The organism is Simplicispira suum, assembly GCF_003008595.1.
GTDB classification, from domain to species: Bacteria; Pseudomonadota; Gammaproteobacteria; order Burkholderiales; family Burkholderiaceae_C; genus Simplicispira; species Simplicispira suum.
Window position 1 is genome coordinate 327,178 of the sequence record NZ_CP027669.1, and the last position, 23,263, is coordinate 350,440.

Consider the following 23,263-nt stretch of genomic DNA (forward strand, 5'->3'; position numbering starts at 1 on the left):
TTCAAAAAGTCTGGCGCACGCCGGGACTGTCGCGGGCTGCGAAAGCCTCAGGCTTCATGTCGCGGCAAAGCGAGCGCTGTATCGACCTGGGGATGCGCAGGGGTGTATCGCCGGGCTTGAGGCCGCCTTCCACACCCTTTGACAGGTATTCATCCTGGCCCATGGAGTCGAAAAGAACCCATTTCTTATAGCTATTTGCGCATGATGCACACGCCCTTGAAGCCATTTCGTCGAAATCAGAGAATTGACTGCGTACTTGCGATAGGCACCAGAGTGGCGGTCCCATGGGTTTCCTGATCCCGAACACGCAGCAGTAGCAACAGGGGTCCGTGGCGAGGGTTTGCGACCAAGCACCACACCGCAAGCAGCCTGGCCCATCTTGCGCCGCATCGCCTTCTTAAAATGCCGCGATGCCTTTTCCCACCCGCTGGCCGCTCCGGCTTGTCACCTCTCTTCTTTTGCCGGCCTGCGGCCTGGCAAATGCCCAAAGCTCCCCGAACGCAGGCTCTGCGAGTGCCCCGGTCATTCGCGCTTCGGCCGCAATGTCCCCAGGGGCCGCAGCGTCGGCTGTGTCTGGGCTTGCGGGGAGCCCGCAGGAAGGCGCGGCGCCCGCGCCGGCCATCGCACCCGCTGCCCCGGCAGTGCCGGCTGCGGCGCTGTCGCGCGACGCCCGGCGCATTTACGAGCTCTCGCGCGACAAGCTGGTGCAGATCCGCACGCTGCTGCGCAACTCCAATACCCAGGCATCCATCGGCTCGGGTTTTTTTGTTTCGGCTGACGGGCTGATCGTCACCAACTTCCATGTCGCGAGCCAGCTCGCACTGGAACCCGAACGCTACAGCGGCGCCTATGTGACCATTGATGGTCAGGAAGGCGAAGTCGAGTTGCTGGCGTTTGACGTTCGGCGCGACCTGGCCGTACTGCGCGCCAAGGGCCTTACCTCACCCGCGCCGGTGCTGGAATTTCGCCCGGCAGCCGAGGCACTGGCCCAGGGCGAGCGCATCTACTCGCTGGGCAACCCACTGGACATCGGTTTTGCCGTCACCGAGGGAACTTACAACGGCCTGGTGCGCCGCAGTTTTTATCCACGCATCTTCTTCGGCGGCACGCTCAACCCCGGCATGAGCGGCGGGCCGGCGGTGGACGATTCGGGACGTGTGCTGGGCGTCAACGTGGCCAAGCGGCTCGATGGCGAACAGGTCAGTTTCTTGATTCCGGCCGAATTCGCCCAGGCGCTGGTGCTGCGCGCCGCCCAGGCCCAACCGATCACCGAACCGGCTTACGACGAAGTGACCCGGCAGTTGCTGGTGCACCAGAATCTGCTGACCGAGCGCTTCCTGCAAACACCGTTTCAGGAGCAGCGCCACGGCAAGTACCTGGTGCCGGTGCCCAACGACGCGCTCGCCCGCTGCTGGGGCTCCGGGCGCGATCCGGACTTTCACGCGCTGAACCTGGAGCGCACCAAGTGCCAGGCCGACAGCGACGTGGTGGCCGGTGATTTCAGCACGGGCACGGTGCGCCTGAGCTACGAGGCCTACGATGCACCGACGCTGGGCGCCGCGCGTTTCGCCCGGACCTATTCGCAGAGCTTTGGCAACGAGCCCTTCCTCAAGCGCGGCAACCGCCGCCAGACGGCCGCCGAGTGCACTGAACGCTATGTCGACCGAGGCGGCCTGCCCCTGCGGGCGGTCGTCTGCATGTCGGCCTACCGCAAACTGCCGGGGCTGTACGACATGACCGTGATGGCCGCAACCATCAACCAATCGACGCAAGGGGTGCTGGCCCGCCTCGACGTGCACGGCATCGCTTTCGACAACGGCCTGAAACTGGCAGACCGCTACCTGCAGGCGTTTCGCTGGGAGGCCGCGCCATGATGCCGACCCTTGGACTGCTGGAAGCCTTTGACCGCCACGGCGCCTTGCTGGCGCGCGTGCCCATCACGCACTGGCCCGTGACCGTGGGTCGGGGGCTGCACTGCGACCTGGTGCTGGACGACCCCTTCGTTGCGCCCCTGCACCTGCGCATCGACCGCCCGGTGGACGCGCCCCGCAGAGTCAGCGTGGAGGTGGGCGAGACCCGCAACGGCGCCATCCTGCACCGCAAGCGCCATGGCAGTGGCGGGCGTTTTGACTGGCCGGACGGCACGCCGCTGGAAATCGGCCGCACCCGCATGGCGCTGCGCCTGGCCGATACGGCCATCGCCGACGAGCAAGTGCTGCCACAGTTTCCGTGGCGTACGCTGGCCACCACCACCGTCCTGGTGGCGCTGATGGCGGCTGCGGTGCTGGGCTCGTCGTGGCTGGAGGCGAACGAGGTTTCGAAGTACCTCAAATCGCTGCCCGGCCTGCTGCTGGGCCTGGTGGTGATGCTGGGCGCCTGGTCGGGTCTGTGGGCGATTGCCAACAAGGTGTTTGACGGCCGCTTGCAGTTCTGGCGCCACGTACGCATCGCCTGCGCCATGTACCTGGCGGCCGAAGCGATGCAGGTGGCTGCCAATCTGGCTGCGTTCGCTTTCTCGTGGGAAACGCTTTCGCGCTTCGCCTACCTGCTGATCTCCCTGGTGATGGCGATCGGCATCTATGCCCACCTGGCGGCTGTGCTGCCACGCCGCCGCGCCGGCCTGGCATGGACCGTAGGCGCCGTGGTGCTGTTGGGTGTGCCGGCGTGGCTCGGGACCCAGTGGCTCGACCGCATGCGGCTGTCGAATGAACTCTACATGAGCAGCCTGTTCCCGCCGAGCCTGCGGCTTGCCCCGGCCGTCCCCATCTCGCAGTTTCTGCAGGAAACGGAAACGCTGCGCGGCCGCCTGGACCGGCGTCTGCGCAATGATGGCCACGCGGACGAGGACGACTAGGAGGCTGTCCCTGCCTGCCATGCGCGCCGTCCTGGCCCGAGCGGCTGAAGCCTCTGGCGCGTCGGTCGCGCACGGCCTCGGCAAGGCCCTTGATCGGTTGCAAAACCAGGTTGTCCGGCCGGGGCGCTGCATGCAGGTTTGACCATGCAGTTGCCCAATGCGGTGCTGTAGCAAACGTTGCGGGCATTGCAGCGCATTGTGCCCATGCACTCACATTTTTTGCTACGTTTTCAATAGCTTATAGCGATTACTGAATAAGCGCTGGCGACCAATTTTGTTTGAAATTTTCACTAGAAAATCCAGTGGGGTAACGGTCAACTCCAATATGGGCATTTCAACCAAACGATCAGCGCCCACATCCACCGCCGACACCATTTTTCCGAGGGGCACCAGGGATCCTGGCCGTGCTCCTTGCCACCTCTGCACCGGAGAAGCCAGCCAAACCCCTCACGCCCACCCCTGATCTGAATCAAAGTACCGGCATATTTTGAAATACAAAATTCCGTCCAAAAAATTTTGTAGCGCTTGGGTGGTCGCCGAGCCCGTGCTGTCGTGCTGTCGTGCTGCATTTCTGTACAAGGAGGCGTCCATGACGAAACTCGACTTCGCCAACCCCGGGTCTGCGGCAGCCAATAGCGCAACCACCCCATCACCCAGTCTCTGGGCGCGGACGGAGGTGCGCTTCTGGCTCATCCTGGTGCTGGTCGCCGTGGGATCTTCGGTCTTGCGCACGTGGTTGATGCCGCATTGGGAAGGACTGAATTTGATCGGCCGTGTAACCTTGGAAGCGGGCTTGTTCCTGCTGGTTGCGACGGCGCCCGTCTGGTTTTTTCTGTGCGTTCCGGTACGGCGCGAGGCACAGGCCGCGCGTGATTCGCTGGAGCGCGAATCGGCCTCGCTGCACGAGCGTTTGCGCACGCACGACCTGAACGTGCGCCTGACGGCGGCGCTGGACATGGCGGAAGACGAGGAATCCATTCTGCGCATTGCCCGCCAGGCTCTGACACTGGCTACCGACGGAGCTCCCGCACAAATGCTGCTGGCCGACTCGCCAGACACGGCCATGCGCTTTGACCTGATCGAAGGCTGGACCAACGACGAAGGGCGCTGCTATGTCGATAGCCCCACCGACTGCCCCGCCGTGCGCCGTGGGATGGGCACGGTTTTTGAAGACAGCCTTACCCTGAGCGCCTGCCGCGGCATGCGTGGCCCCATGGCCAGCAACTGCGCTGCCGCCTGCACACCGATTACCGTGGCGGGGGCAGGCGTCGGCGTGCTGCGGGCGCTGGGGCCCTCGGGCGACCCCAGCCTGTACCGGCTGCTGCAGTCGCTCAACACCGCAGCGCACCACGTGGGTGCAAGGCTGGCGGTGGTGCGTTCCATTTCGAACTCTGCGCGCGAAGCGGCGACCGATCCGCTGACCGGCGCTGCCAACCGGCGAAGCGGCGAGGCACGCCTGGCCAGCCTAGCCCAGCATACTGAGAAGTACGTGGTGGCCATGCTGGATATCGATTTCTTCAAGAAGATCAACGACGGCCATGGCCATGAGGTTGGCGACCGCGCCATCAAGCTTCTGGTAGAGGTGGTGCGTGGCTGCATCCGGCGCGAAGACATCCTGTGTCGCTACGGCGGCGAGGAATTCCTGCTCATTCTTCCTGGCATGGACATCACTTCGGCTGCGGCCTTGCTGCAGCGCTGCCGAGCCGACCTTCCCTCGGCCTGCAGCCGCGCCGGTCTGCCCGTATTCACGGTCAGTGTGGGGGTGGCCGACGGGCCGAACAACAACCCTGCACAGCAGATCCGCGCCGCCGACGCCGCGCTGTACAGTGCCAAGCAGGCAGGGCGCGACCGCGTCGTGTGTGCAAGCGAAATGGGAGCCGAAGTCGACGTGCCCCAACAGGCCACACAATAAACCGGTGGCCAGGCGCTGGTGCCCTACCAGACCTCGCACGACATCGCCCATGGCACGCCCCGGTTTGTGCAAAAGAGCAAGTACAGCTGCCGATAGCCGCTACGGCCGCATCGCACAAGGAAGCCGCTTAGGCAAGCCCACCCTCATATCGCCAACACAAAATCCAGCGCCGCGCACACCGCCGCCACCTGGGCCGCAATGCACTGCTCAGGCGTGGCGCGCGGGCTGTCGGGGTAGACCTCGGTCGTGGTCACATAGCGCGCGCCGCTGATGCTGCCGCAAAGCCCAAGTTCCTTTTTGGCGTATTCAATGACGCCCGGCGCCACCAAAGGCGTGCCAATGATGTCGTTGTTCTCGCCGCCTGGCGCAATGTGCGTCACGCGGCCCACCGCTTCAATCAAGGCCGCCTGGAAAGCAGGCTGGGGATTTTCCGCGTCGTCCACCAGGTAAAAGCCGTCGGGAATGCTGCATGGCTCAAAGGGCTTGCCATCGCGCGCAGCCAAAGCCGGGCGGTATTCGGTCTTGTCGGTGTCGGTGGTTTCGTGCAGGTCGATGTGGGCTGCGAACTGGCCGTGCAGGGGCGCCACCAGGCGCATCAGCGCGGCACATTCTTGTGCTGCGCTGTCCACGCGGAAGGCGCGGTTGGGGTCGATGGCGTCAAAATTCCAGCGCTGGATGCGTTCGTACCCCCAGGGGCTGACACACGGCACCACCAGCAGGTTCACCCGGCTGGCGTAGCCTGCGGCCTGCGCTTGCAAAAAACGCAGCGCGCCGTGCACGCCGCTGGTCTCGTAGCCGTGCACGCCGCCTGTCACCAACACACTGGGCAGGCCGCGCTGCCAATTGCGGCTGCGCAGGGCCATGAGGGGAAAGCGCTCTTCAACGTGGTGCGCATTGCCATAGCGCAGCTCGCCATAGCTCTCTACATCAAAACGGCTGCGCAGCATGTCGATGGCGGCGAGTACGTCGTCGGCATAGCTGCGCTGGCGGACTTGGCGCGCACGCCACTGGTCGCGCTCGGCCTCGCTCCAGGCTTGACCGGGGGTGCCTATAGGGTAGAAACGGTCGGTTGGCATGCGCATGAGTGGACTGCAGGTACTGAAGAGAGCCCGCATTTTGCCGGGAACAGCGCCAACTCCGCTTGGCGCCGCGCCCTGGCGTGCCGACCGCGCCCGCTGGACAATGTCCTGTAGCGCAACCCACACCGGACACCATGCCCCGCCGCCGCCCTCAGCACCACAACGTCTATGTCATCGAACTGCACAAAGACGTGCTGCTGGAAGCGCGTTTTCGCAAGAACAACCCTGGCTACGTCGAGGGCAAGCCCTGTGTCTACGTCGGCATGACGGGTCTCGACCCGGATGTGCGCTTTGACAAGCACAAGGCCGGCATTCAGGCGAACCGCTACGTGACCCAGTATGGCCTGCGCCTGCTGCCCGACTTGTACGAAGGCTTCAACCCGATGCGCTACGACGACGCCGTGGACAAGGAGATCGAGGTCGGCATCGACCTGCGCTCGGCCGGGTTTGGTGTGTGGCAAGCGTGAACGCGCGCCCATCCACAGCCAGCCGCACAGGGGCGTAGGGCAGCACCAGCCCCAGGCGTTAGCATGAAGCACCCCTTTGGAGACCGCGCCATTCGCTTCCTGACCATGCTCATGCTCCCACTGTTCGTTGGCGCCTGCTCGCTGCCACCGCCGCCGGAGCGTGTGCCCTCGAGCGCCTTTGGGCCGGAGCACACCGCAGAAACGCGCCTGGGCCGCGCGTCCGCAGCGCAGGTCGCCCGCCAGCGCGACGGCAAAAGCGGGGTTCACGCCTTGTTCGACCCGCTGGAAGCCTTTGCGGCCCGCATGCTGCTGGCCGAAGCGGCCGAGAAAAGCCTGGACGTGCAGTACTACATCTGGCACGCCGACCAGACCGGCACCTTGCTCATGCAGGCGCTCGTGGACGCGGCCGATCGCGGCGTGCGCGTGCGTTTGCTGCTCGACGACGGCGGCACATCGGGCCTGGACGACAGGCTGGCCGCGCTCGCCGAGCACCCGCAGATCGAGGTGCGGCTGTTCAACCCGTTTGTGCTGCGCTGGCCCAAGCCGATGGGCTATCTGACCGACTTTTCGCGCGCCAACCGGCGCATGCACAACAAGTCGTTCACCGCCGACAACCAGGCCACCATCATTGGCGGGCGCAACATGGGCGACGAGTACTTTGGCGCCACCGACGGCGTGCTGTTCAGCGACCTGGACGTGCTGGCCATTGGCCCGATCGTGCCCGAGGTGTCGGCAGACTTTGACCGCTACTGGGCCAGCGCCTCGGCCTGGCCGGTGCAGGCCATCTTGCCGGCCGCAGGCGCCGAAGGCCTGGCGCCGCTGGCGCGCGATGCCGCGCGCATCCGCAATTCACCCGAGGCGCGCGCCTACGCCGATGCGGTGCGCAACACCGCGTTTGTGAACGACCACCTGCAGCAGCGCGTGGCTCTGGACTGGAGCGTGGTGCGCATGGTCAGCGACGACCCGGCCAAAGGCCTGGCCAAGGAAGAGCGCGGCGGGCTGCTGGTCGATCAGCTCTACCACCTGCTGGGCGCGCCCCAGCGCTCGCTCTCGCTGGTATCGCCCTACTTCGTACCCACCGCCGCCGGCGTGCAGGCTTTGGCTGCGATGCGCCAACGCGGCGTGGCGGTGCAAATATTGACCAATGCCTACGAGGCGACCGATGTGCCGCTGGTGCACGCCGGCTACGCCAAGCGGCGCAAGCCCTTGCTCAAGAGTGGTGTGGCGCTGTACGAAATGCAAAGCACCGCCACCGGCGGCAAAGACCCGGTCGCGCGGCTCAACCCGCTGGGCAGTTCAGGCTCCAGCCTGCATGCCAAAACCTTTGCGGTGGACGGCGAGCGCGCGTTCGTCGGCTCGTTCAACTTCGACCCGCGCTCGGCCCTGCTCAACACCGAGCTGGGTTTTCTGATCGACAGCCCGGTGCTGGCCAAGCGCATCGAGAGTGCGTTTGAAACCCAGGTGCCCAAGCGCTCCTACACGCTGGCGCTCTCGGACAGCGGCAAGGTCGTCTGGCGCGACTTTGCCGATCCGCCGGTGGTGCACAAGGTGGAGCCCGGCAGCAGCTGGTGGAGCCGTGCCGGGCTGACAGCGCTGAGCTGGTTGCCGATTGAATGGCTGTTGTGAGGGCTTAGGGTTCGCGACGGCCGCCGGGCTTGCTGGTCCGGGATGGGAGTCTGAGTACGCGTCTCGCTGCGCTGCAGCGTGATCCGCCAGTTGCACTGCGCCCCCGATGCCTGCACCGTGCCAAGGAGGCGGGGCAGTTACCTCTGCCAAAAAATCAAGCAAAAATGGCCTCTAGCGCTTACTGGTAAAGCGCTAACAGCTATTGTTTTTGATATTCAATCACGTTTGTTTGTCGATGCACGCGATGCAGGCTCCAGCGCCTCCGCGCTCGTGCCCGCAGCGCTCACCTTCTCGGGCATGCGCGCTCCAATGTGCGGCTGGGCCCGCTGGCGCGCCAGCTCCACCTGCCTTTGCCGCTCGGCCAGGCCAGCCAACGCGTCCGCGCTGCGCGTGCCGTGGCAGTAGGGGCAGCTGATGCCGCGCTCAAACAGCGGCGAGGCGATCTCAGCCGGCCCCAGCGGCCAGCGGCACGAGCGGCACAGCTCGTGGTGGCCGGGCGTGAGGCCGTGGCCGACGGACACGCGCTCGTCAAAAACAAAACAATCGCCGTGCCAACGGCTTTGCTCGGCCGGCACGGTTTCCAAGTATTTGAGGATGCCGCCCTCCAGGTGGTAGACCTCGTCGAAACCCTGCGTGCGCAGGTAGGCGGTTGATTTTTCGCAGCGGATGCCGCCGGTGCAGAACATCGCCACGCGCGGCCTCTTGTCGCCTTCGCCGGCCAGCGCGCCGCCGGGCTGGGCCTCGCGCGCCACCCAGTCGGGCAGTTCTGAGAACGTCTTGGTCAGCGGGTCGATGGCGCCGTCGAAACTGCCGATCTTCACTTCGTAGTCGTTGCGCACGTCGACCAGCACTACATCGGGTTCGTCGATCAGCGCGTTCCAGTCGGCGGGCTTGACGTAGGTGCCGGCGTTCTTCGCCGGGTTCAGGCCCGGTACGCCCAGCGTGACGATTTCGCGCTTGGGCCGCACCTTCATGCGATGAAACGGCAACACCTCGGCGTTGGCTTCCTTGTGCTGCAGGCCCGCCAAACGGACGTCCGAGCGCAGCCAGGCCAGCACCGCATGCACGCCCTCGGACGAGCCGGCGATGGTGCCGTTGATGCCCTCTTGCGCCAGCAGCAGCGTGCCTTTGACGCCCTGCGCGTCGCAAAATGCCTTCAGCGGCGCCACCAAGGCGGCGTAGTCCGGCAGGTCGACAAATTGGTAGAGGGCGGCGGTGAGGTAGTGGGGCATGGGAGGGAAATCATACCCAGTCACCTTCAGCGCGTTGGCGCCGCGCAGAGCGTCGCCAGCCCCAAAACCCCTTGCGGACTATTCGCCGCGCGCCAGTGCCGCCACGCCGGCATGTACGTCGGCACCGCTCGGGTGCTGGTACAGGCGCAGGCCGAACTCGGGCAGGATGGCCAGCAGGTGGTCGAAGATGTCGCCTTGCGTGGCCTCGTACACCAGCCATGCGGTGCTCGAGGTGAAGCAGTACAGCTCCAGCGGCACGCCTTCGGCCGTGGGCTGCAGGGTGCGCACCATCAGCGTCATGCGCTGGTGGATGCCGGGGTGGGCGCGCAGGTAAGCCAGCACATAGGCGCGGAAGGTGCCAATGTTGGTCAGGCGCCGCTGGTTGGCAATCAGCTCGACGCGCTCGCCCAGGACGCTGCGCGCCTCGTCATTGCTGTGCTCCACCTCGGCGCGCTTGTTTTCGATGTACTCGTGCAGCAGCGCAAAAGCCGAGAAGCGCTCGGTTTGCGCCTCGTCGAGAAACCGAATCGTGCTCGCGTCCAGCAGCAGCGTGCGCTTGATGCGCCGCCCGCCCGACTCGCTCATGCCGCGCCAGTTGCGGTAGCTCTCGGTCATCAGCCGCCAGGTGGGGATGGTGGTGATGGTCTTGTCCCAGTTCTGCACCTTGACGGTGTGCAGCGCAATGTCGATCACGTCGCCGTCGGCGCCGACCTGCGGCATCTCGATCCAGTCGCCAATGCGCAGCATGTCGTTGGACGAGAGCTGCACCCCGGCGGTGAACGAGAGGATGGTGTCCTTGAACACCAGCATCAGCACCGCCGACATCGCGCCCAGGCCCGAGAGCACGATCAGCGGCGAGCGATCCATCAGCACCGCCACGGCCACGATGCCACCGGCCAGCATCAGCATCAGCTTGCCCAACTGCACGTAGCTCTTGATGGAACGCACCCGGTGCGCCGAGGCCTGGTCTGCGTCTTCGGCACTGCCTTTTTGCTGCAGGGCCAGGAGCGCGTCGAGCATCGCCATCAGCATGCGCACCGCCAGGAGGGCGATCAGCGCCATGGCGACGTTGCTGACCACTGTGGCTACGGTGGTGTTGAGGTGCGGAACCAGCTCGACGCCGCGCTGCACCACTGCCCACGGCAGCATGCGCGCAAACAGCACCAGCACGGCGTCGTCCAGCAGGATGTCGGTAGGCCAGGCATTGGCACGCCGGCGCACGCGGCGCAGTACCGGCTTGAGCACCCACAGCGCAAGCAGGCGCAAAGCAATGGCCGCCACCAGCAAGGCCACCATGCCGATCAGCGCCTGCAGCCAGGGTTCGAGCGTCGCCAGAAATACCATTGGAGAAAAGTGGTTCAGCAGCAAAGGAAACCTTTGTTGGCGCCAAGAGCGCGATGGCGACACCATAGGCCATTCGCGCGCGAGGGTGTGCTGCGGGTGCCTGAGAACAAGGCTGGCGAGCAGCGTAGACGAGCTGTGCAACGCTGTGGTGTGGGCCCTGTCTCGCGGGCTGTCCAGCGGCGCTTGGCTCTGGGTGCGCTGCAGTTGGACCATCTCGAACGCAGGGGAGTCGTGCCTCGACTGTTCGGCCCGCAGCCTGTCACAGAATGTCGTTTAGCAAGGTTTAGCAAGCTTTCAGCTCTGCTTAAAGACGGCGCGCAGTGCAAAGCACAAGCTCGTTCAACCAACCAGCCCACCGCCGGAGCCAGCCATGCGTGCTATCCACCACCAGCCACTATTTGCGAGGCACTTCGGTGCCGCAGAGACATTGCTCCCGATCGCGAAATTTCTGACGCGATTCATTGCGCCCGCGCCTGCGCACTTGCGCGAAGCGTCTTGTGGCACGGTGCCTCAAGCCATGGCCAAGGGGGAAACCGTGTGGATCAACCAGCCGTTTGGTCGAACAATTTTCTGTCTGCACGGAAGGTTGTGGCTGTGCTTTGATGGCACGCCCGTAGATATCGTTCTCGATCCCGGCGAGTCGCATCCGTGCATGGAGCGATCGCCGCTGTCGATTCATGCCCTTTCTCCAGCGGCCGTGCGCGTGGCCTGAAAAAGCTCCGCGCCGGCCTGCGCAATAACGCCTACTGATTTGCTGCATGCACAGACCACCCGCAGCCGCACGCTTTCGGATGCTGCCGCTGGCCAGAGGGCGCACTAGCCCGACGATTGCCGAAAGGCCATCACCGCCTGGTTGCGCAGGGTACGCAGCATGGCCAGCTCCTTTTCATCGACGACCAGACTGCCCAGTTCTGCCTTGTCGGCATAGATCATGCCGAAAGCGCGCCCTTTGAGCAGCAAGGGCAGTATCAAGAAGGTGGGAGCGCCAGCGGCCTTGCGGTACCAGTCGGGCAGGCGCTCGGCAATGCGGGGCGCGCTGGCGTCGCTGATGAGGGTGTCGGCCCCCTTGGCGCAGATGGTGGCGAACAGGTCGGGCTGCCCCCCCACCTGGCCCATGGGCACGCGAAACTGCCTGACGACGCCCTCGACGCCCGTGCCCAGCCCAAAGCGGCCGGTGAGCATGTCGGACTTGGGTTCACGCATGCAGAACACGATGCGGTGAAACTCCAGTGCGCGGAACATGGTCTCCAAAATCATGCGCAGTACGTCGCTGAGCTTGAATTCTTCCACCATCGCGTTGGTGATGTCCTGAATGCCGGCTGCCAGGGTTTGAGAGACGGGCTCTTTGCCCGGTTGCTCTGAACTCGGCGAGACCAGCAATTTTTGTGTGGCCTGCAGTTCGGTCGCTGCAAGGGCATCCTGCGCCCCGGTGGAAATTGCCAGTACGTGCTCTGGCGCCGCGTCCGCTCCCTGGAGCAACTGGGCGGCGCGCGAGTTGGGGCGCACGCTGATGTCCATGGCCTGGGCCAGCTCGACAAGTCTTTTGCGCGCCGTCAGCGTGGCCGCCAGCATTTCGTCCACGTTCAGTCCCAGTGATTTTTGGTAGATCTGCGCAGACTGACCCAGGCGTCTGTCTACCTCCTGGGCATCGGTCTGCAGCATGGCGTCGGCCATTTCATTGGCAGCGCGAGACCGCCAGCGCAGTCGCTCCAGTCCATCGTCAGGAACGCGGCCGGGCGCTGCGCCGGGCGGGCGCACGATGCAGCGCTGAATGCCCTCGGGCAGACCCCAGGCTTTGGCAATGCCAAGCCCCAATGCTTCAAAACCAATGCCCAGAACGCGGGTGGCCGCCAGCTCTTCGTTGATGGGCTCGCGCGGCGAGGCCACCAGTTTGCGGATGTTGTCCGCTTCTTCCGGAAAGTAGAACTGCGAGAGCATGCGACCCAGGTTCTGGAACAAGGCACCGATAAATGCTTCTTCGCCTTCCTTGGGCGTGGGGCCCAACTCCGAGGCGATCGAGCCGGCCATCAAGGCGCGCAGAAACTCCTCTTTCAGCAGGTGCGCGTTGCCCTTGTCCTGCATATGCTCCAGAAGCACCAGGCTGAGCGCCATGTTGCGAATGCCGTTGAAACCCACCAGAACCACAGCGCGCGAGACCGTCCCGATGCTATCGCCCCGGGCGTAGTGCGCGCTGTTGACCAGGCGCAGCAGCTTGTTGGTCAACGCCACGTCCTTCAGGATTTCATTGGTGACGCTGCTGATGCTCTCCGTATCGGACATCGCCATGCGCTGAATCTTGCCGATGGACTCCGAGAGCGCCGGAAAATCCGTCTTGTTGCGCATGCGGCGAAGCAAAAAATCCAGCGTGCTGTTCTGTCTGGCCCCGGTGGCAGCTTCCTCCGACGCTGTGTCCCGATGCGCGCCCGACCATTTCAGCAAAGCGTCCAGAAAGGGCTGCGCGCCAACGTGGCGCTGCGCTGGATCAAATGCCGTGGCGCGCAGCACAATGGCTCGCAGTGCGTCGTCCAGCCCCTCGAGCAGTTGCGCCGGCAGTTGCAGCGGTTCGGCCGCAGTCTGCTGTAGGACGCGCGTGACGTCGCGCCCCGTTCTCAGGGGTCGGCCCCAAAGCAGCTCGGCCAGCAAGAGCCCCGCACCGTAGACATCCATCAAGGGAGAAATCGCTTCGCCACGCACCGCTTCCGGAGCCATGTAGCCAGGGCTGCCTGCGGCATCGGGCTGCTTGGCATCGCCGGGCGCGCGGGCCATGCGGGCGGCAATCCCGAAATCCATGACTCGGGCCCGGCCATGGGCGTCGAGCAACACGTTGGACGGCTTGAGGTCGCGGTGCACCACGCCATCGGCATGGGCGGCCACCAGGGCGCTGAGCACGTCCTGCACGATGGGGACGGCCTGCGTGGCGGGAATCGCCCCTTGCGCCGCCAGCCGTTGGGCCAGCGTCTGGCCGGGCACGTACTCGAACACCATGTAGGGCCGCTGCTCGTGCACGTCCGCTTCAAACACGGGAACGATGTGGGGGTGCGTGAGCCGGCTCACGCTGCGCGCCTCTTGCAGCCACTGGTCGACGGCAAACAACGCGTGCTTTGGCGCCGGCTTCATGTGTTTGATGGCCACTTCGCGCTCCAGACGCGGATCAAACGCCAGCCAGACCTGTGCCTGCGCGCCCTGCCCCAGCAATCGCTTGAGCTCAAAACGGCCGATGTGGGTTTTCATGGAGAGTGCGACAGGCCAAAAAGCTCAGAGAAGTATGGCATGGGCAGCGCGTTGGGCGCCCCGGCCGAAACCCTGAAAGCACCGCCGCGCAGTGGCCGGCGAACGCAGCAAATGCCGTCAGCAATGGCTTGAAACAGCCTCGGCAGAGGTCCGCCACTGCTCGCGCAGCGCCGTTTTGAGCACCTTGCCGTAGTTGTTCTTGGGCAGCGCCTGCACCAGCCGGTAGTGCTTGGGCCTCTTGAAGCGCGCCATCTGCGCCAGGCAGTGCTGGTCGAGCGTTTCGGGGGTGGTCGCGGCACCGGCTTGCAGTGCGACGAACGCAACCACCACTTCGCCCCAGGCAGGGTCCGGTGCGCCCACCACAGCCACTTCGGCCACACCTGGGGCGGTGAGCAGCACTTCTTCGACTTCGCGCGGGTAGATGTTGGAGCCCCCGCTGATGATGAGGTCCTTGCTGCGGTCTTTGAGCGTGAGGAAGCCATCGGCATCCAGGCAACCCACGTCGCCGGTAAACAGCCAGCCGTCGCGCACGGCCGCTGCCGTGGCCTCCGGGTCCTGCCAGTAGCCGGCCATGACGCAGTCACCCCGCACCAGCACTTCACCGACCTCGCCCAGAGGCAACTCGTCGCCCTGCGCGTCGGCCACGCGCAGTTGCACCGGTGTCTGTGCGACGCCGACCGAAGCAATGCGCTCCAGGTAGCGCGGATGCGCGGTGTCCGTCAGCTGCGCACGCGAAAGCGCGGTGGCGACCATGGGCGTTTCGCCCTGGCCATAAATCTGCACGAAGCGCGGTCCCATGACCGAGAGCGCGCGCCGGATATCCGCCACGTACATGGGCGCACCACCATAGACAATGGTCTTGAAGGCACGGGCGCAGGCCGCGTGGTCCAAACCCGCCTGCTGCGCGTGATCCACCAGGCGGTTGACGATAGTGGGTGCCGCGAAGGTCGAGAGGCCGCCCATCTCGGTACCCAGCGCAAACAGCTCGGCCGGCTCGACCCCGCCGGACAGGGGCACCACGTGGCGCGCCCCGGCCATCAGGTGCGGAATGGCATACAGCCCGGCGCCATGCGACATGGGCGCGGCGTACACGATGGCGTCCTGCGCGGCCACCGGGTCCACATCGACGAAGTACGTCAGCCCCATGGTCATGAGGTTGCGGTGCGTCAGCATCACGCCCTTGGGCCGGCCGGTGGTGCCGCTGGTGTAGAACAGCCAGGCCACATCGTCCGGCGCGCGCTCGGCGGTGGGCACGGCCCAAGGGTCATTCACCGGTGCCAGCAAGGCATCGGCCTCGGGCGACTCGATGTCGATTTGCCGCTCCAGCCCGGCCAGCGGCGCGGGCGCCACGTCAGCGGTCACGAACCCCCAGCGCGCCTGGGCGTTGTCCACGATCCATTCGGTTTCGCGCGGGTGCAGCTTGGCGTTGACCGGCACCACCACCAGCCCGGCCCACCAGGCGGCGCACAGCACCTCCAGATACCGCGGATGGTTGCGCATGAACAGCAGCACGCGGTCGCCGGGCACCAGGCCCGCAGCGCGCATGCGCGCGGCCAGCGCGGCACTGCGCGCGGCCCATTCGCCGTAGCTGGCCCAGGGCGCGCTGCCTTGAAAGATGGCGGGGCGGCCGGGGGACAGGCGGGCGTGGCGCTGGAGCAGGGCGATGAGGCTCATGCCCGCATTTTCCACGCTCCCCGCAGGCAGCGTGCAGGCCAGCCAGATAATGCTGCCCTATGGACCTGGCGCATTCCCTTTTCCCCCTGGGCTGGCAGCACTACCTGCTCGGCGGCGTACTCATTGGCACCGGCGTGGCGCTGTTGTTTGTGCTCACCGGCCTGGTGGGTGGCATGAGCACGGTGTTTTCATCGACCTGGTCGTTTGTGCTGCAGCGGCCGTTCTTTCAGCAAGCCAGGTTCACCGATTCGCGCAACTGGCGCCTGGTGTTTGCGCTGGGGCTGGTGCTGGGTGCGCTCGTGTGGTGGCTGCTTGTTGCCCAGGGCGCAGCGCAAACCACGGACGTGCCAGCGTGGCGTTTGCTGCTCGGGGGCGCCTTGGTGGGCTACGGTGCGCGGCTGGGCAATGGCTGCACCTCGGGCCACGGCATTTGCGGGCTGGGTTCGCTGCAATGGCCCTCGCTTCTGGCCGTGCTTACCTTCATGGCCACCGCCTTTCTCACCGCCAACTTGGCCGCACGGTGGTTGGTATGAGCGCACAAGGCATGAATCTGCCGCGCTTTCTCACCGTGCTGGTGGCAGGCGCGCTGTTTGGCTTTGGCCTGGCCGTCTCGACCATGGTTCGGCCCGAGGTGGTGCTGAGTTTCCTGCGCTTTCAGGACTATGGATTGATGCTGGTGATGGGCGGCGCCATGGGGGTCACGCTGCTGGCCTACCAACTGGCGCCGCGCATGCTCTCGCGCCCGCTGCTGGGAGAGCGCTTTCACCACCACGCCAGCATGTGGAACCGCGACACCCTGGTGGGCGCTGCCCTGTTCGGCATTGGCTGGGGCCTGTGCGGCGTCTGCCCCGGCCCGGCCATTGCAGGCCTGGGCACCGGCAACTGGATGCTTCTGTGGGCACTGGCCGGCATTGCCCTGGGCGCCCTGGCCCAGGGCCTGCGCGCAAGAATCCAATAAATGGGGCAACCCCATTTCTCTACAACCAGCGGCGCACCGCCGCGCAGTACGCCGCGTAGTCCGCGCCAAAACGTGCCGCCATGGCCCGCTCTTCGGGCACGATCTGAAAGCGGGTGATATAGGCAGCAAACGCCAGCGGTCCCAGCAGGGCCCACGGCGCGGCAAGGTACAGCGCCAGACCCAAAAGGATCAGCACCAAACCCAGGTACATGGGGTTGCGGGTGATGCGGTAGACGCCGCGGACCACCAGTTTGGCACTGCGCTCGGGTGCCATCGGGTTGACGGTTGTTTTGGCCTGTCGGAAGACCCATATACCGGCCACATCCAAGCAGGCACCCAAGACAGCGAGCGCCAGGGCACCGCCGAGGCGAAACGCCACGGGCAAATTGAGCACGGGACCCACCCAGAGAGCCACCGAGACCATGCCCGCCGCGACGGTTGCAGCCACCAGGGGTGGCGGAATTTTGAGTTCGAGCTGCGACATCCATACTCTCCAAAAAGTCAAGTGACGGGGCCCAGTGCCAAGCCTGCCCCAATCCAGCGCATGATGCAGTCCACGGCGTTCTTTTGCGCGCATCCTGCCAATGGCCCCTTTTTCTAAGACACACCATGAAAAAACTCCGAGTTACCCTTGAGCTGGAAATGTCCGTCCCCGAGGACTGGGAGCTGGCAGACACCTCTGAAGGCACGCCGGTGCTCCGGCTTCCCAATGGAACCTATCTGGACCTGACCATGGAGCCGCTGTTCGCCAGCGACCCCGAAGAAACCTGGGCCAGCACCGACGAGGACGAAGTGCTGAACGAGATTCTCGACATGGTGGACAGCGAAGTGGTGCACTACGAGTTCGTCACGCACTGACGCTTGCCCGCAGCGTCTTGGCAGCCTTTGTGCGGGTGCTTCTGCCACGCGCGTCGGCACTGGTAGGCTTGGCGCCATGTCCTTCTGTTTTCCGATCACCAGGGCCTGCCCCGCGCTGATCTCACGCCGCAAGGCACTCTTGCGCGGCATGGGCGCGTTGGCCGGGCTCGCTCTGCCAATGGCGATCCCTGCACTGGCTGCAGCAGCCGGGCGCGCCTCTGACCCTCTACCACGCGCGCTCCTGGTGCCGGGCGGCCTCGCGCGCCTTCCACTCGGCCCCTCTCCTGCTCGCCCCCGCGCGTTTGCGCCCGCCGCAGACGGCTCGGCAGAGGTGCCTCTGCTCGTGCTCGGCGATGCCAGTGCCTGGACAGCGGTGGTCGGCATCCCGCTCTCGGCAGCGCCAGGGCCGGCCAGCATTCACGTAGAGACCCCAGGCGGCGCGCCGCGCAGCCTTGGCTACGAGATTGTGCCCAAGCAGTACCGCGAACAGCGCCTCACCGTGGAGCCACGCACGGTAGACCTGTCACCCGAAGACGAGGCGCGCTGGCAGCGCGAGCGCAGCCACCAGGCGGGCGTGATGGCTACCTTCAGCACACCGTTGCCAGCCAGCCTGGCCATGCGCGTGCCAGTTCCAGGCCGGCGCTCCAGCTCATTCGGTCTGCGCCGCGTGTTCAATGGCCAGGCCCGCAATCCGCACAGCGGGATGGACATTGCCGCAACCACCGGCACGCCCGTGCTCGCGCCCCTGGCCGCAAGGGTGATCGACACCGGCGACTATTTTTTCAACGGTAACACCGTGTGGCTGGACCATGGCGGCGGCCTGCTGAGCATGGTCTGCCACTTGAGCGCCATCGACGCGCAGGTCGGGGATGCAGTGGATGCGGGGCAGCGCGTGGGCGCCGTGGGCGCCACAGGCCGCGTTACCGGGCCGCATTTGCACTGGGGCGTCATGCTCAACCGCAGCATGGTCGATCCGGCGCTCTTTCTCCCTTCGTAAGCATCAGAGAAACGCCGCCAGGCGCTTGCGATTAAGTTCCGCCAGGGTTTTCTCTCCCAGCCCCACCAAGGTTTTCGTCGCTTCTGGAGTTGCGACATCGATGCCGAGCCCGGCGTGCACCGGCCAGTCCGCGTCGATGCGCATGTAGCGATCCTCCAGCCGGTCTTCCATCACGGCCTTCACATGCTGCTGCTGCACGGAAATCATGGTCAGAATCAACCGCCCGTCGGTCAGCCAGCCGACGGCGCCTGCATCGGCTTCGACCGATTCGGTCGGCTGATAACCCATGGTGGCCGTACCAATGGACAGCATGCGTACGCGGGCCAGCTTGGCGCCCATGAAATGTTCGGCTTCATGCAGCGCCACATGGTCGGGCGCCACGGCAAACAGACCACCATCGGCGTACAGGCGTTCACCCACCTTGACACAAGGAAAATAGGCTGGCGCGGCGCAGGTAGCGAGGGTCACGTCCACCGCAGACAAACTCTCGTCGCCCAGAGAGCCCTGCGTGTGGGGCGTCTTGAACACCTTGGTGATACTGCGGCTCACATCCACTGCGGGCACCACCACGGCATGCTGGGCATCGCCCATGGTGCGGCCTCCGAAATGCTTCTTGATTTCGCGCCGCAGGGCTTCCCCGGTGTATTTGGGGCCCAGCACCGAGCGCGTCATGTCGAGCAAGCGGGTAACGGTCCCACCCGGCAACCTGCGCGAGGAAAACACTTCTTCGCCGCGTTCGATGAAGAGCTGAACAATGTGCGCCATGGGCACTTCAAATGCCAATGCCATTGCGAGCAGGCCTCCAACGGAGGTGCCAGCAATCAGGTCAAAGCGCTTGCCAAGCGGTTCGCCCACCTGCTTTTCCAGATCCGCGAGAACGACGGCTGTGTAGAGGCCCAGGTAGCCGCCACCACTGAGCGAGAGGATGCGAAATTCTTTGGGTTCTTTGGGATGAGAAGTTGTCGACATGGATTCGGTGGGCAAAAAGAAAGGCGCAGTGCAGCGCCCGAAATGTCCATTGAACTGTAGCGCCGCAAGGGCTGTCGGCCATGTAAGCCCGCGCCGCAAGCGCCGCTCAGGCTTGTGCGCATCGCTCACCCATCCAGTCGCTGAAGGCCTGGGCAGGCATGGGCCGGCCGAAATGGTAGCCCTGCGCTTCCTGGCAATGGTAGAGGTTGAGAACGCGCGCCACTTCGGCGCTCTCAACGCCCTCGGCCACGACACGCAGCTTGAGGCTGCGTGCCATGCTGATGATGGCGCGCACGATGGCGGCGTCTTCCGGGTCGCTCACGATGTCCCGCACGAAAGACTGGTCGATCTTGAGCTTGTCTACCGAGAAACGGCGCAAATAGGCCAGACTGGAATACCCGGTTCCGAAATCGTCGATGGCCAGGCTCACGCCCAGCGCCTTGAATCGCTGCACCGTTTGCAGCGTCGCTTCGATATCTTCCATCAGCAGCGACTCGGTCAGTTCAAGCTCCAGCCGCGCCGGGTCCAGGCCCGACTCTTCCAATGCCTGCGTCACGCTGGCCAGCAAATCACCACGCCGGAACTGCACGGCCGACAGGTTGACCGCCATGGTCAGCTCCGGCAGCCCGGCCTGCTGCCAGCGCACAGCCTGGGCGCAAGCCTCGCGCAACACCCATTCACCGATGGGCACGATTTGCCCGCTCTCTTCAGCCGCCGGGATAAAGCGACCCGGCGGCACCAGTTCACCGTCGGCGCGTTGCCAGCGCAGCAGTGCTTCGACACCAATCACAGCACCACTGACCAGATCCACCTGTGGCTGGTAGTGCAGCACGAACTCCTGCTGGTCCAGGGCCCAATGCAGGGCCGATCGCATCTTGAGATTCTCCAGCGCCTGCGCATTCATTTCGCTCGTGTAGAAGCAATAGGTGTTGCGCCCGCTCTCCTTGGCCCGGTACATGGCCGTATCTGCACGCTGGAGCAAAGTGTCGAAGTCGGCCCCGTCGTCGGGACACAAGGCAATGCCGATCGAAAGCGTCACTGCCAGCTGGTGGCCTTCGATTTCAAAGGGACGCGCCAGGGCTTCCGTGATCTTGCTGGCAATGCGGCCCACGCCCTCGACATCCTGAACATCGGTCAAGGCGATCAGAAATTCGTCGCCGCCCTGGCGGCTGATCGTGTCGGTATCGCGCAGCGTGCCGGAAAGACGCTTGGCGACCTGCTGAAGCAGCACGTCGCCAAGCGGATGCCCCAGCGTGTCGTTGATCTGTTTGAAGTGGTCCAGGTCCAGGTAGAGCAGCGCCACCTTGTGGTTGCTGCGCTCCGTCCAGGCGCGGGCCAGCTCGAAACGGTCGCGAAACAGCACCCGGTTGGGCAGGCCGGTGAGCGGGTCGTGGTGTGCCAGGAATTCAATGCGCGCAGCGCTTTCCTTGTGCTCGGTGATGTCCTGTGCAAACGCCACCACATGCTGCTCGTCGTGCAGATTGATCAGCTCGGCCGAGATACTCACGCAGCGCTTCTCGCCCGACTTGCAGACCCATTCGGCCTCAAAATTGAGCGTGCTGCCCCGGTGCTGCAATTCGGAAAGCCAGGCCGCGCGAGCTTCCACATCGGCCCACAAACCCACTTCCAGCGTGGTCCGCCCCACCAGATCAAGCGCCGACCAACCAAACCAGGTTTCGTAGCGGTCGTTCACTTCGAGAAACGTGCCGTCGGGAATGCGCGCAATGGATGCCGCCAGTGGGCTCGCACGGAATGCCACCTTGAACCTCAGTTCGCTCTCGCGCAGTCTGCTGATGTCCTGCATGGCCCCAGCCAGCGTGACCGGCTTTCCCGCAGCATCACGCTGGACGCTGCCGCTGGCAAAGCCAACCCCCGCGCTGCCGTCGGCCCGGCGGAAGCGGAACTCCATTTCGTAGGGCAGGTCTTGCTGGAGTGCCTGGGTCACGCCGTCTTGCACACGCTGGCGATCATCCGGCTCAATCTGCTGCAGGAAACGCTCGAAAGTGGGGACGAATTCGGCCGGATCGAAGCCAAAACAGGCAAATATCTCGTCGCTCCAGCGCAGGTCGTCCGCCGCAATGTTCCATTCCCAGTGGCCCACACGCGCAATGCGGGCTGCCTCGTCCAGGCGCCGGCGCGCCTCTTTCATGTCCGTAATGTCGTGAAACAGTTCGAGCTTGCTGATGCTGCCGTCGGCGTTCTTCAGCGGTATGTCGAACAGATCGTAGGTGCGACCTTTGGGCGAAACCCATTGCCATTGCACGCTGCGCCCCGCGAACACGTCGACGTTCTTGCACCAGCTGCATGGATCCGGGTTGTTGTGGAAGTACTCGTGGCATTTGCGCCCGTCCACGTCCCCAAACTCGCGCTTGAGCACGGGGTTGACGTACTCGACCTCATGCTCGGCGTTGACGATGTACACGCCGTCCGGCAGGACTTCCAGAATGCCCAGCAAGCGCTCGCGGTCTGCAGCCAGCTTCTCAGCGACGGACTCTATGTGTTTGATCTTGCTGATGTCGGTCCAGGTCAGCACCACGCCATGGCCCCGGCCTGTATCGTCGCGAAACGGCAGCATGCGCTCGAATACCCAGCGCCCATCGGCCAGCATGGCTTCGCGCTCGATGCGCTTCTCCCTGGCTGCGCATTCGCGCAGATTTTCCAGAAAGCTTTCCTGCGGGCCCAGCCGGTAGCGGATGTCGCCAATCGGTCGGCCGATATCGCTTCCGCGCAGCGCCAAAAAGTCGTCCACGCCGGGGCTAAAGCGCCGCAGGCTCAGATCGCTATCAAGAAAGACGGTGCCGATTTCGGTACTGTCGAGCAGGTGGTCGTAGTCGCGGTTGAGGGCATCGAGCTCGTCGTTGCGCATCTCCAGCTCTTTGTTCAGCGCATACAGGTCTTCGTTGACCGACTTGAGCTCCTCATTGGTGCTTTGCAGCTCTTCATTGGACGCCGTGAGTTCCTCGTTGCTCAGGTCGAGGCGCTCATGGCTGGTCTGCAACTCCAGCACCATTTCGTGCAAACGCTCGCGCGTGGCGTCCAGCTCGGCAGCCAGGCCTTCCGGCCCTGGCTCTTGCCCTTGATTTTTTGCAGAGGGCTCCATACTGGGCAGCGCTGGAACCGCCTGGGCGCCCAGGGTGTGGGAGTCAAAATTTCGGGCCAGTACCGCAGGCTGCTTGCGAAACAGCTTGTGGCTGCGGTCCACTGCGGAAAAGGCATTCAACTCAAACGCGCCGACGTTTTCGCTCGCGCCGAGCAGCAGCAGCCCCTGTGGCTTGAGCGAGAAATGCAGTTGCGACAAGGCCTTGAACTGCGCCTCCGGCTTGAGGTAAATAAGCAGATTGCGGCACAGCGCCAGATCGATGCAGGTAAACGGCGGGTCGCTCAGCAAGTTGTGCCGGGCAAACACCAGGTGGCGGCGCAGCGTGGCGTCGGCACGCATGCCCCCGGACGAATCGCCCTGCAGATAGCGTCGGCGCAAGCCTTCGGGCACTGCGGCAAGGCTTTCGCCCTCATAGCTTCCGCGCGAGGCCTGCGCCAGGGCCTGGGGCGCCAGGTCGGTTCCGAACACTTTGACGTTGCCGTGAAACCCCAGCCGCCCAGCGGCCTCCAGCGCCAGCATGGTCACCGAATAGGCTTCTTCTCCACTGGCACAGCCCGCGCACCAGATGCGCAGGTCCTGCCCAGCGTCCCGACCGCGCAGCAGATCGGGCAGCACTTCCTCCTCCAATTGGCGAAACACCTCGGCGTCACGAAAAAACTCGGTGACGCTGACCAGCAATTCCCCGCTCAGCGCCTCGCGCTCGCCGGCCTGCTCTTGCAGCATCTCCAGGTAGTCTTCGGTCCTGAGCACCGAGAGGCGGGCCATGCGCTGGCGCGCGCGCCGGGTCAAGGTGGTGGTTTTGTAGCCAGAAAAGTCGATGCCGCAACGCCGCCGCAGCACGTCAAGCATCTCGCCCAGTTGTGGCAGCGGCTCAACAACCGCTTCCAGCCATTGGTCGGCATCTTCTGGGGCAATGGGCTGGGAGTCCATGCAGCCATTATGGCGGGCCGCAGCGGGAGGCT

The 23,263-nt window shown here is 64.8% G+C and carries 18 protein-coding genes; 10 read left to right on the top strand and 8 right to left on the bottom strand.

Annotated elements, in window-relative coordinates; translation table 11 throughout:
• Nucleotides 1-542 precede the first annotated feature (542 nt).
• From C6571_RS01575 to C6571_RS01585, 3 genes are all read left to right on the top strand, one after another.
• Complete coding sequence (locus C6571_RS01575; RefSeq protein ID WP_245901351.1) at nucleotides 543-1,874, top strand: S1 family peptidase; 1,332 nt, start codon at nucleotides 543-545, stop codon at nucleotides 1,872-1,874.
• A complete protein-coding gene (locus C6571_RS01580; protein WP_106445146.1) occupies nucleotides 1,871-2,854 on the top strand; it encodes an FHA domain-containing protein in 984 nt (327 codons plus the stop codon). The genes C6571_RS01575 and C6571_RS01580 overlap by 4 nt, the downstream gene beginning before the upstream one ends.
• A gap of 589 nt (nucleotides 2,855-3,443) precedes the next feature.
• Complete coding sequence (locus C6571_RS01585) at nucleotides 3,444-4,766, top strand: GGDEF domain-containing protein (protein WP_146139289.1); 1,323 nt, start codon at nucleotides 3,444-3,446, stop codon at nucleotides 4,764-4,766.
• 143 nt (nucleotides 4,767-4,909) lie between these two features.
• On the opposite strand, the gene C6571_RS01590 is transcribed toward C6571_RS01585, so the two are convergent.
• Nucleotides 4,910-5,848 (bottom strand): M14 family metallopeptidase, encoded by a 939-nt coding sequence (locus tag C6571_RS01590; protein ID WP_245901352.1) that lies wholly within the window; start codon nucleotides 5,846-5,848, stop codon nucleotides 4,910-4,912.
• Nucleotides 5,849-5,979: 131 nt separating this feature from the next.
• On the opposite strand from C6571_RS01590, the gene C6571_RS01595 reads away from it, so the two are divergent.
• Nucleotides 5,980-6,312, top strand: a complete 333-nt coding sequence (locus C6571_RS01595; RefSeq protein ID WP_106445148.1) for a hypothetical protein — start codon at nucleotides 5,980-5,982, stop codon at nucleotides 6,310-6,312.
• 63 nt (nucleotides 6,313-6,375) lie between these two features.
• Complete coding sequence (locus C6571_RS01600) at nucleotides 6,376-7,938, top strand: phospholipase D family protein (protein ID WP_106445149.1); 1,563 nt, start codon at nucleotides 6,376-6,378, stop codon at nucleotides 7,936-7,938.
• A gap of 215 nt (nucleotides 7,939-8,153) precedes the next feature.
• Here C6571_RS01600 and trhO read toward each other — a convergent pair whose 3' ends face one another.
• Together trhO and C6571_RS01610 are read right to left on the bottom strand one after the other, a co-directional pair.
• On the bottom strand, nucleotides 8,154-9,170 hold the full coding sequence (trhO, locus tag C6571_RS01605; protein WP_106445150.1) for an oxygen-dependent tRNA uridine(34) hydroxylase TrhO: 1,017 nt from the start codon (nucleotides 9,168-9,170) through the stop codon (nucleotides 8,154-8,156).
• 78 nt (nucleotides 9,171-9,248) lie between these two features.
• A complete protein-coding gene (locus tag C6571_RS01610) occupies nucleotides 9,249-10,514 on the bottom strand; it encodes a mechanosensitive ion channel family protein (protein WP_106445151.1) in 1,266 nt (421 codons plus the stop codon).
• A gap of 370 nt (nucleotides 10,515-10,884) precedes the next feature.
• Between C6571_RS01610 and C6571_RS01615 the strand changes: the two genes are divergently transcribed.
• Nucleotides 10,885-11,226, top strand: a complete 342-nt coding sequence (locus tag C6571_RS01615; RefSeq protein WP_106445152.1) for a DUF2917 domain-containing protein — start codon at nucleotides 10,885-10,887, stop codon at nucleotides 11,224-11,226.
• A gap of 104 nt (nucleotides 11,227-11,330) precedes the next feature.
• On the opposite strand, the gene C6571_RS01620 is transcribed toward C6571_RS01615, so the two are convergent.
• Nucleotides 11,331-13,745: a serine/threonine protein kinase gene (locus C6571_RS01620; RefSeq protein WP_106445153.1), complete on the bottom strand. Its 2,415-nt coding sequence runs from the start codon at nucleotides 13,743-13,745 to the stop codon at nucleotides 11,331-11,333.
• A 117-nt stretch (nucleotides 13,746-13,862) separates the two neighbouring features.
• Complete coding sequence (locus tag C6571_RS01625) at nucleotides 13,863-15,419, bottom strand: AMP-binding protein (RefSeq protein ID WP_106447971.1); 1,557 nt, start codon at nucleotides 15,417-15,419, stop codon at nucleotides 13,863-13,865.
• A gap of 59 nt (nucleotides 15,420-15,478) precedes the next feature.
• On the opposite strand from C6571_RS01625, the gene C6571_RS01630 reads away from it, so the two are divergent.
• Both C6571_RS01630 and C6571_RS01635 read left to right on the top strand, forming a co-directional pair.
• Nucleotides 15,479-15,952 carry a YeeE/YedE family protein gene (locus C6571_RS01630; protein ID WP_106445154.1) on the top strand — a complete coding sequence of 158 codons (474 nt, stop codon included), beginning with the start codon at nucleotides 15,479-15,481 and terminating at the stop codon, nucleotides 15,950-15,952.
• Between the two features lie 11 nt (nucleotides 15,953-15,963).
• Entirely contained in the window at nucleotides 15,964-16,377 is a 414-nt protein-coding gene (locus tag C6571_RS01635) for a DUF6691 family protein (protein ID WP_245901353.1), read from the top strand.
• 19 nt (nucleotides 16,378-16,396) lie between these two features.
• Here C6571_RS01635 and C6571_RS01640 read toward each other — a convergent pair whose 3' ends face one another.
• Nucleotides 16,397-16,861: a methyltransferase family protein gene (locus tag C6571_RS01640; RefSeq protein ID WP_106445156.1), complete on the bottom strand. Its 465-nt coding sequence runs from the start codon at nucleotides 16,859-16,861 to the stop codon at nucleotides 16,397-16,399.
• 125 nt (nucleotides 16,862-16,986) lie between these two features.
• Between C6571_RS01640 and C6571_RS01645 the strand changes: the two genes are divergently transcribed.
• Nucleotides 16,987-17,235, top strand: coding sequence for a hypothetical protein (locus C6571_RS01645; RefSeq protein WP_106445157.1), 249 nt, complete (start codon nucleotides 16,987-16,989; stop codon nucleotides 17,233-17,235).
• 76 nt (nucleotides 17,236-17,311) lie between these two features.
• Complete coding sequence (locus C6571_RS01650; protein WP_211300685.1) at nucleotides 17,312-18,232, top strand: peptidoglycan DD-metalloendopeptidase family protein; 921 nt, start codon at nucleotides 17,312-17,314, stop codon at nucleotides 18,230-18,232.
• Between the two features lie 3 nt (nucleotides 18,233-18,235).
• Here the strand turns inward: C6571_RS01650 and C6571_RS01655 are convergent, their stop codons facing one another.
• Together C6571_RS01655 and C6571_RS01660 are read right to left on the bottom strand one after the other, a co-directional pair.
• A complete protein-coding gene (locus C6571_RS01655) occupies nucleotides 18,236-19,201 on the bottom strand; it encodes a CBASS cGAMP-activated phospholipase (protein ID WP_106445158.1) in 966 nt (321 codons plus the stop codon).
• A 106-nt stretch (nucleotides 19,202-19,307) separates the two neighbouring features.
• Complete coding sequence (locus C6571_RS01660) at nucleotides 19,308-23,231, bottom strand: EAL domain-containing protein (RefSeq protein WP_106445159.1); 3,924 nt, start codon at nucleotides 23,229-23,231, stop codon at nucleotides 19,308-19,310.
• Between the last annotated feature and the right edge of the window lie 32 nt (nucleotides 23,232-23,263).

What these genes read in the sequence shown, in the direction of transcription:
- C6571_RS01630 (WP_106445154.1), top strand. Translation starts at nt 15,479, where the DNA reads ATGGACCTGGCGCATTCCCTTTTCCCCCTGGGCTGGCAGCACTACCTG.
- C6571_RS01575 (WP_245901351.1), top strand. Translation starts at nt 543, where the DNA reads ATGTCCCCAGGGGCCGCAGCGTCGGCTGTGTCTGGGCTTGCGGGGAGC.
- trhO (WP_106445150.1), bottom strand. Translation starts at nt 9,170, where the DNA reads ATGCCCCACTACCTCACCGCCGCCCTCTACCAATTTGTCGACCTGCCG.
- C6571_RS01600 (WP_106445149.1), top strand. Translation starts at nt 6,376, where the DNA reads ATGAAGCACCCCTTTGGAGACCGCGCCATTCGCTTCCTGACCATGCTC.
- C6571_RS01615 (WP_106445152.1), top strand. Translation starts at nt 10,885, where the DNA reads ATGCGTGCTATCCACCACCAGCCACTATTTGCGAGGCACTTCGGTGCC.
- C6571_RS01625 (WP_106447971.1), bottom strand. Translation starts at nt 15,419, where the DNA reads ATGAGCCTCATCGCCCTGCTCCAGCGCCACGCCCGCCTGTCCCCCGGC.
- C6571_RS01580 (WP_106445146.1), top strand. Translation starts at nt 1,871, where the DNA reads ATGATGCCGACCCTTGGACTGCTGGAAGCCTTTGACCGCCACGGCGCC.
- C6571_RS01595 (WP_106445148.1), top strand. Translation starts at nt 5,980, where the DNA reads ATGCCCCGCCGCCGCCCTCAGCACCACAACGTCTATGTCATCGAACTG.
- C6571_RS01620 (WP_106445153.1), bottom strand. Translation starts at nt 13,745, where the DNA reads ATGAAAACCCACATCGGCCGTTTTGAGCTCAAGCGATTGCTGGGGCAG.
- C6571_RS01640 (WP_106445156.1), bottom strand. Translation starts at nt 16,861, where the DNA reads ATGTCGCAGCTCGAACTCAAAATTCCGCCACCCCTGGTGGCTGCAACC.
- C6571_RS01650 (WP_211300685.1), top strand. Translation starts at nt 17,312, where the DNA reads ATGTCCTTCTGTTTTCCGATCACCAGGGCCTGCCCCGCGCTGATCTCA.
- C6571_RS01590 (WP_245901352.1), bottom strand. Translation starts at nt 5,848, where the DNA reads ATGCGCATGCCAACCGACCGTTTCTACCCTATAGGCACCCCCGGTCAA.
- C6571_RS01655 (WP_106445158.1), bottom strand. Translation starts at nt 19,201, where the DNA reads ATGTCGACAACTTCTCATCCCAAAGAACCCAAAGAATTTCGCATCCTC.
- C6571_RS01635 (WP_245901353.1), top strand. Translation starts at nt 15,964, where the DNA reads ATGAATCTGCCGCGCTTTCTCACCGTGCTGGTGGCAGGCGCGCTGTTT.
- C6571_RS01585 (WP_146139289.1), top strand. Translation starts at nt 3,444, where the DNA reads ATGACGAAACTCGACTTCGCCAACCCCGGGTCTGCGGCAGCCAATAGC.
- C6571_RS01645 (WP_106445157.1), top strand. Translation starts at nt 16,987, where the DNA reads ATGAAAAAACTCCGAGTTACCCTTGAGCTGGAAATGTCCGTCCCCGAG.
- C6571_RS01610 (WP_106445151.1), bottom strand. Translation starts at nt 10,514, where the DNA reads ATGGTATTTCTGGCGACGCTCGAACCCTGGCTGCAGGCGCTGATCGGC.
- C6571_RS01660 (WP_106445159.1), bottom strand. Translation starts at nt 23,231, where the DNA reads ATGGACTCCCAGCCCATTGCCCCAGAAGATGCCGACCAATGGCTGGAA.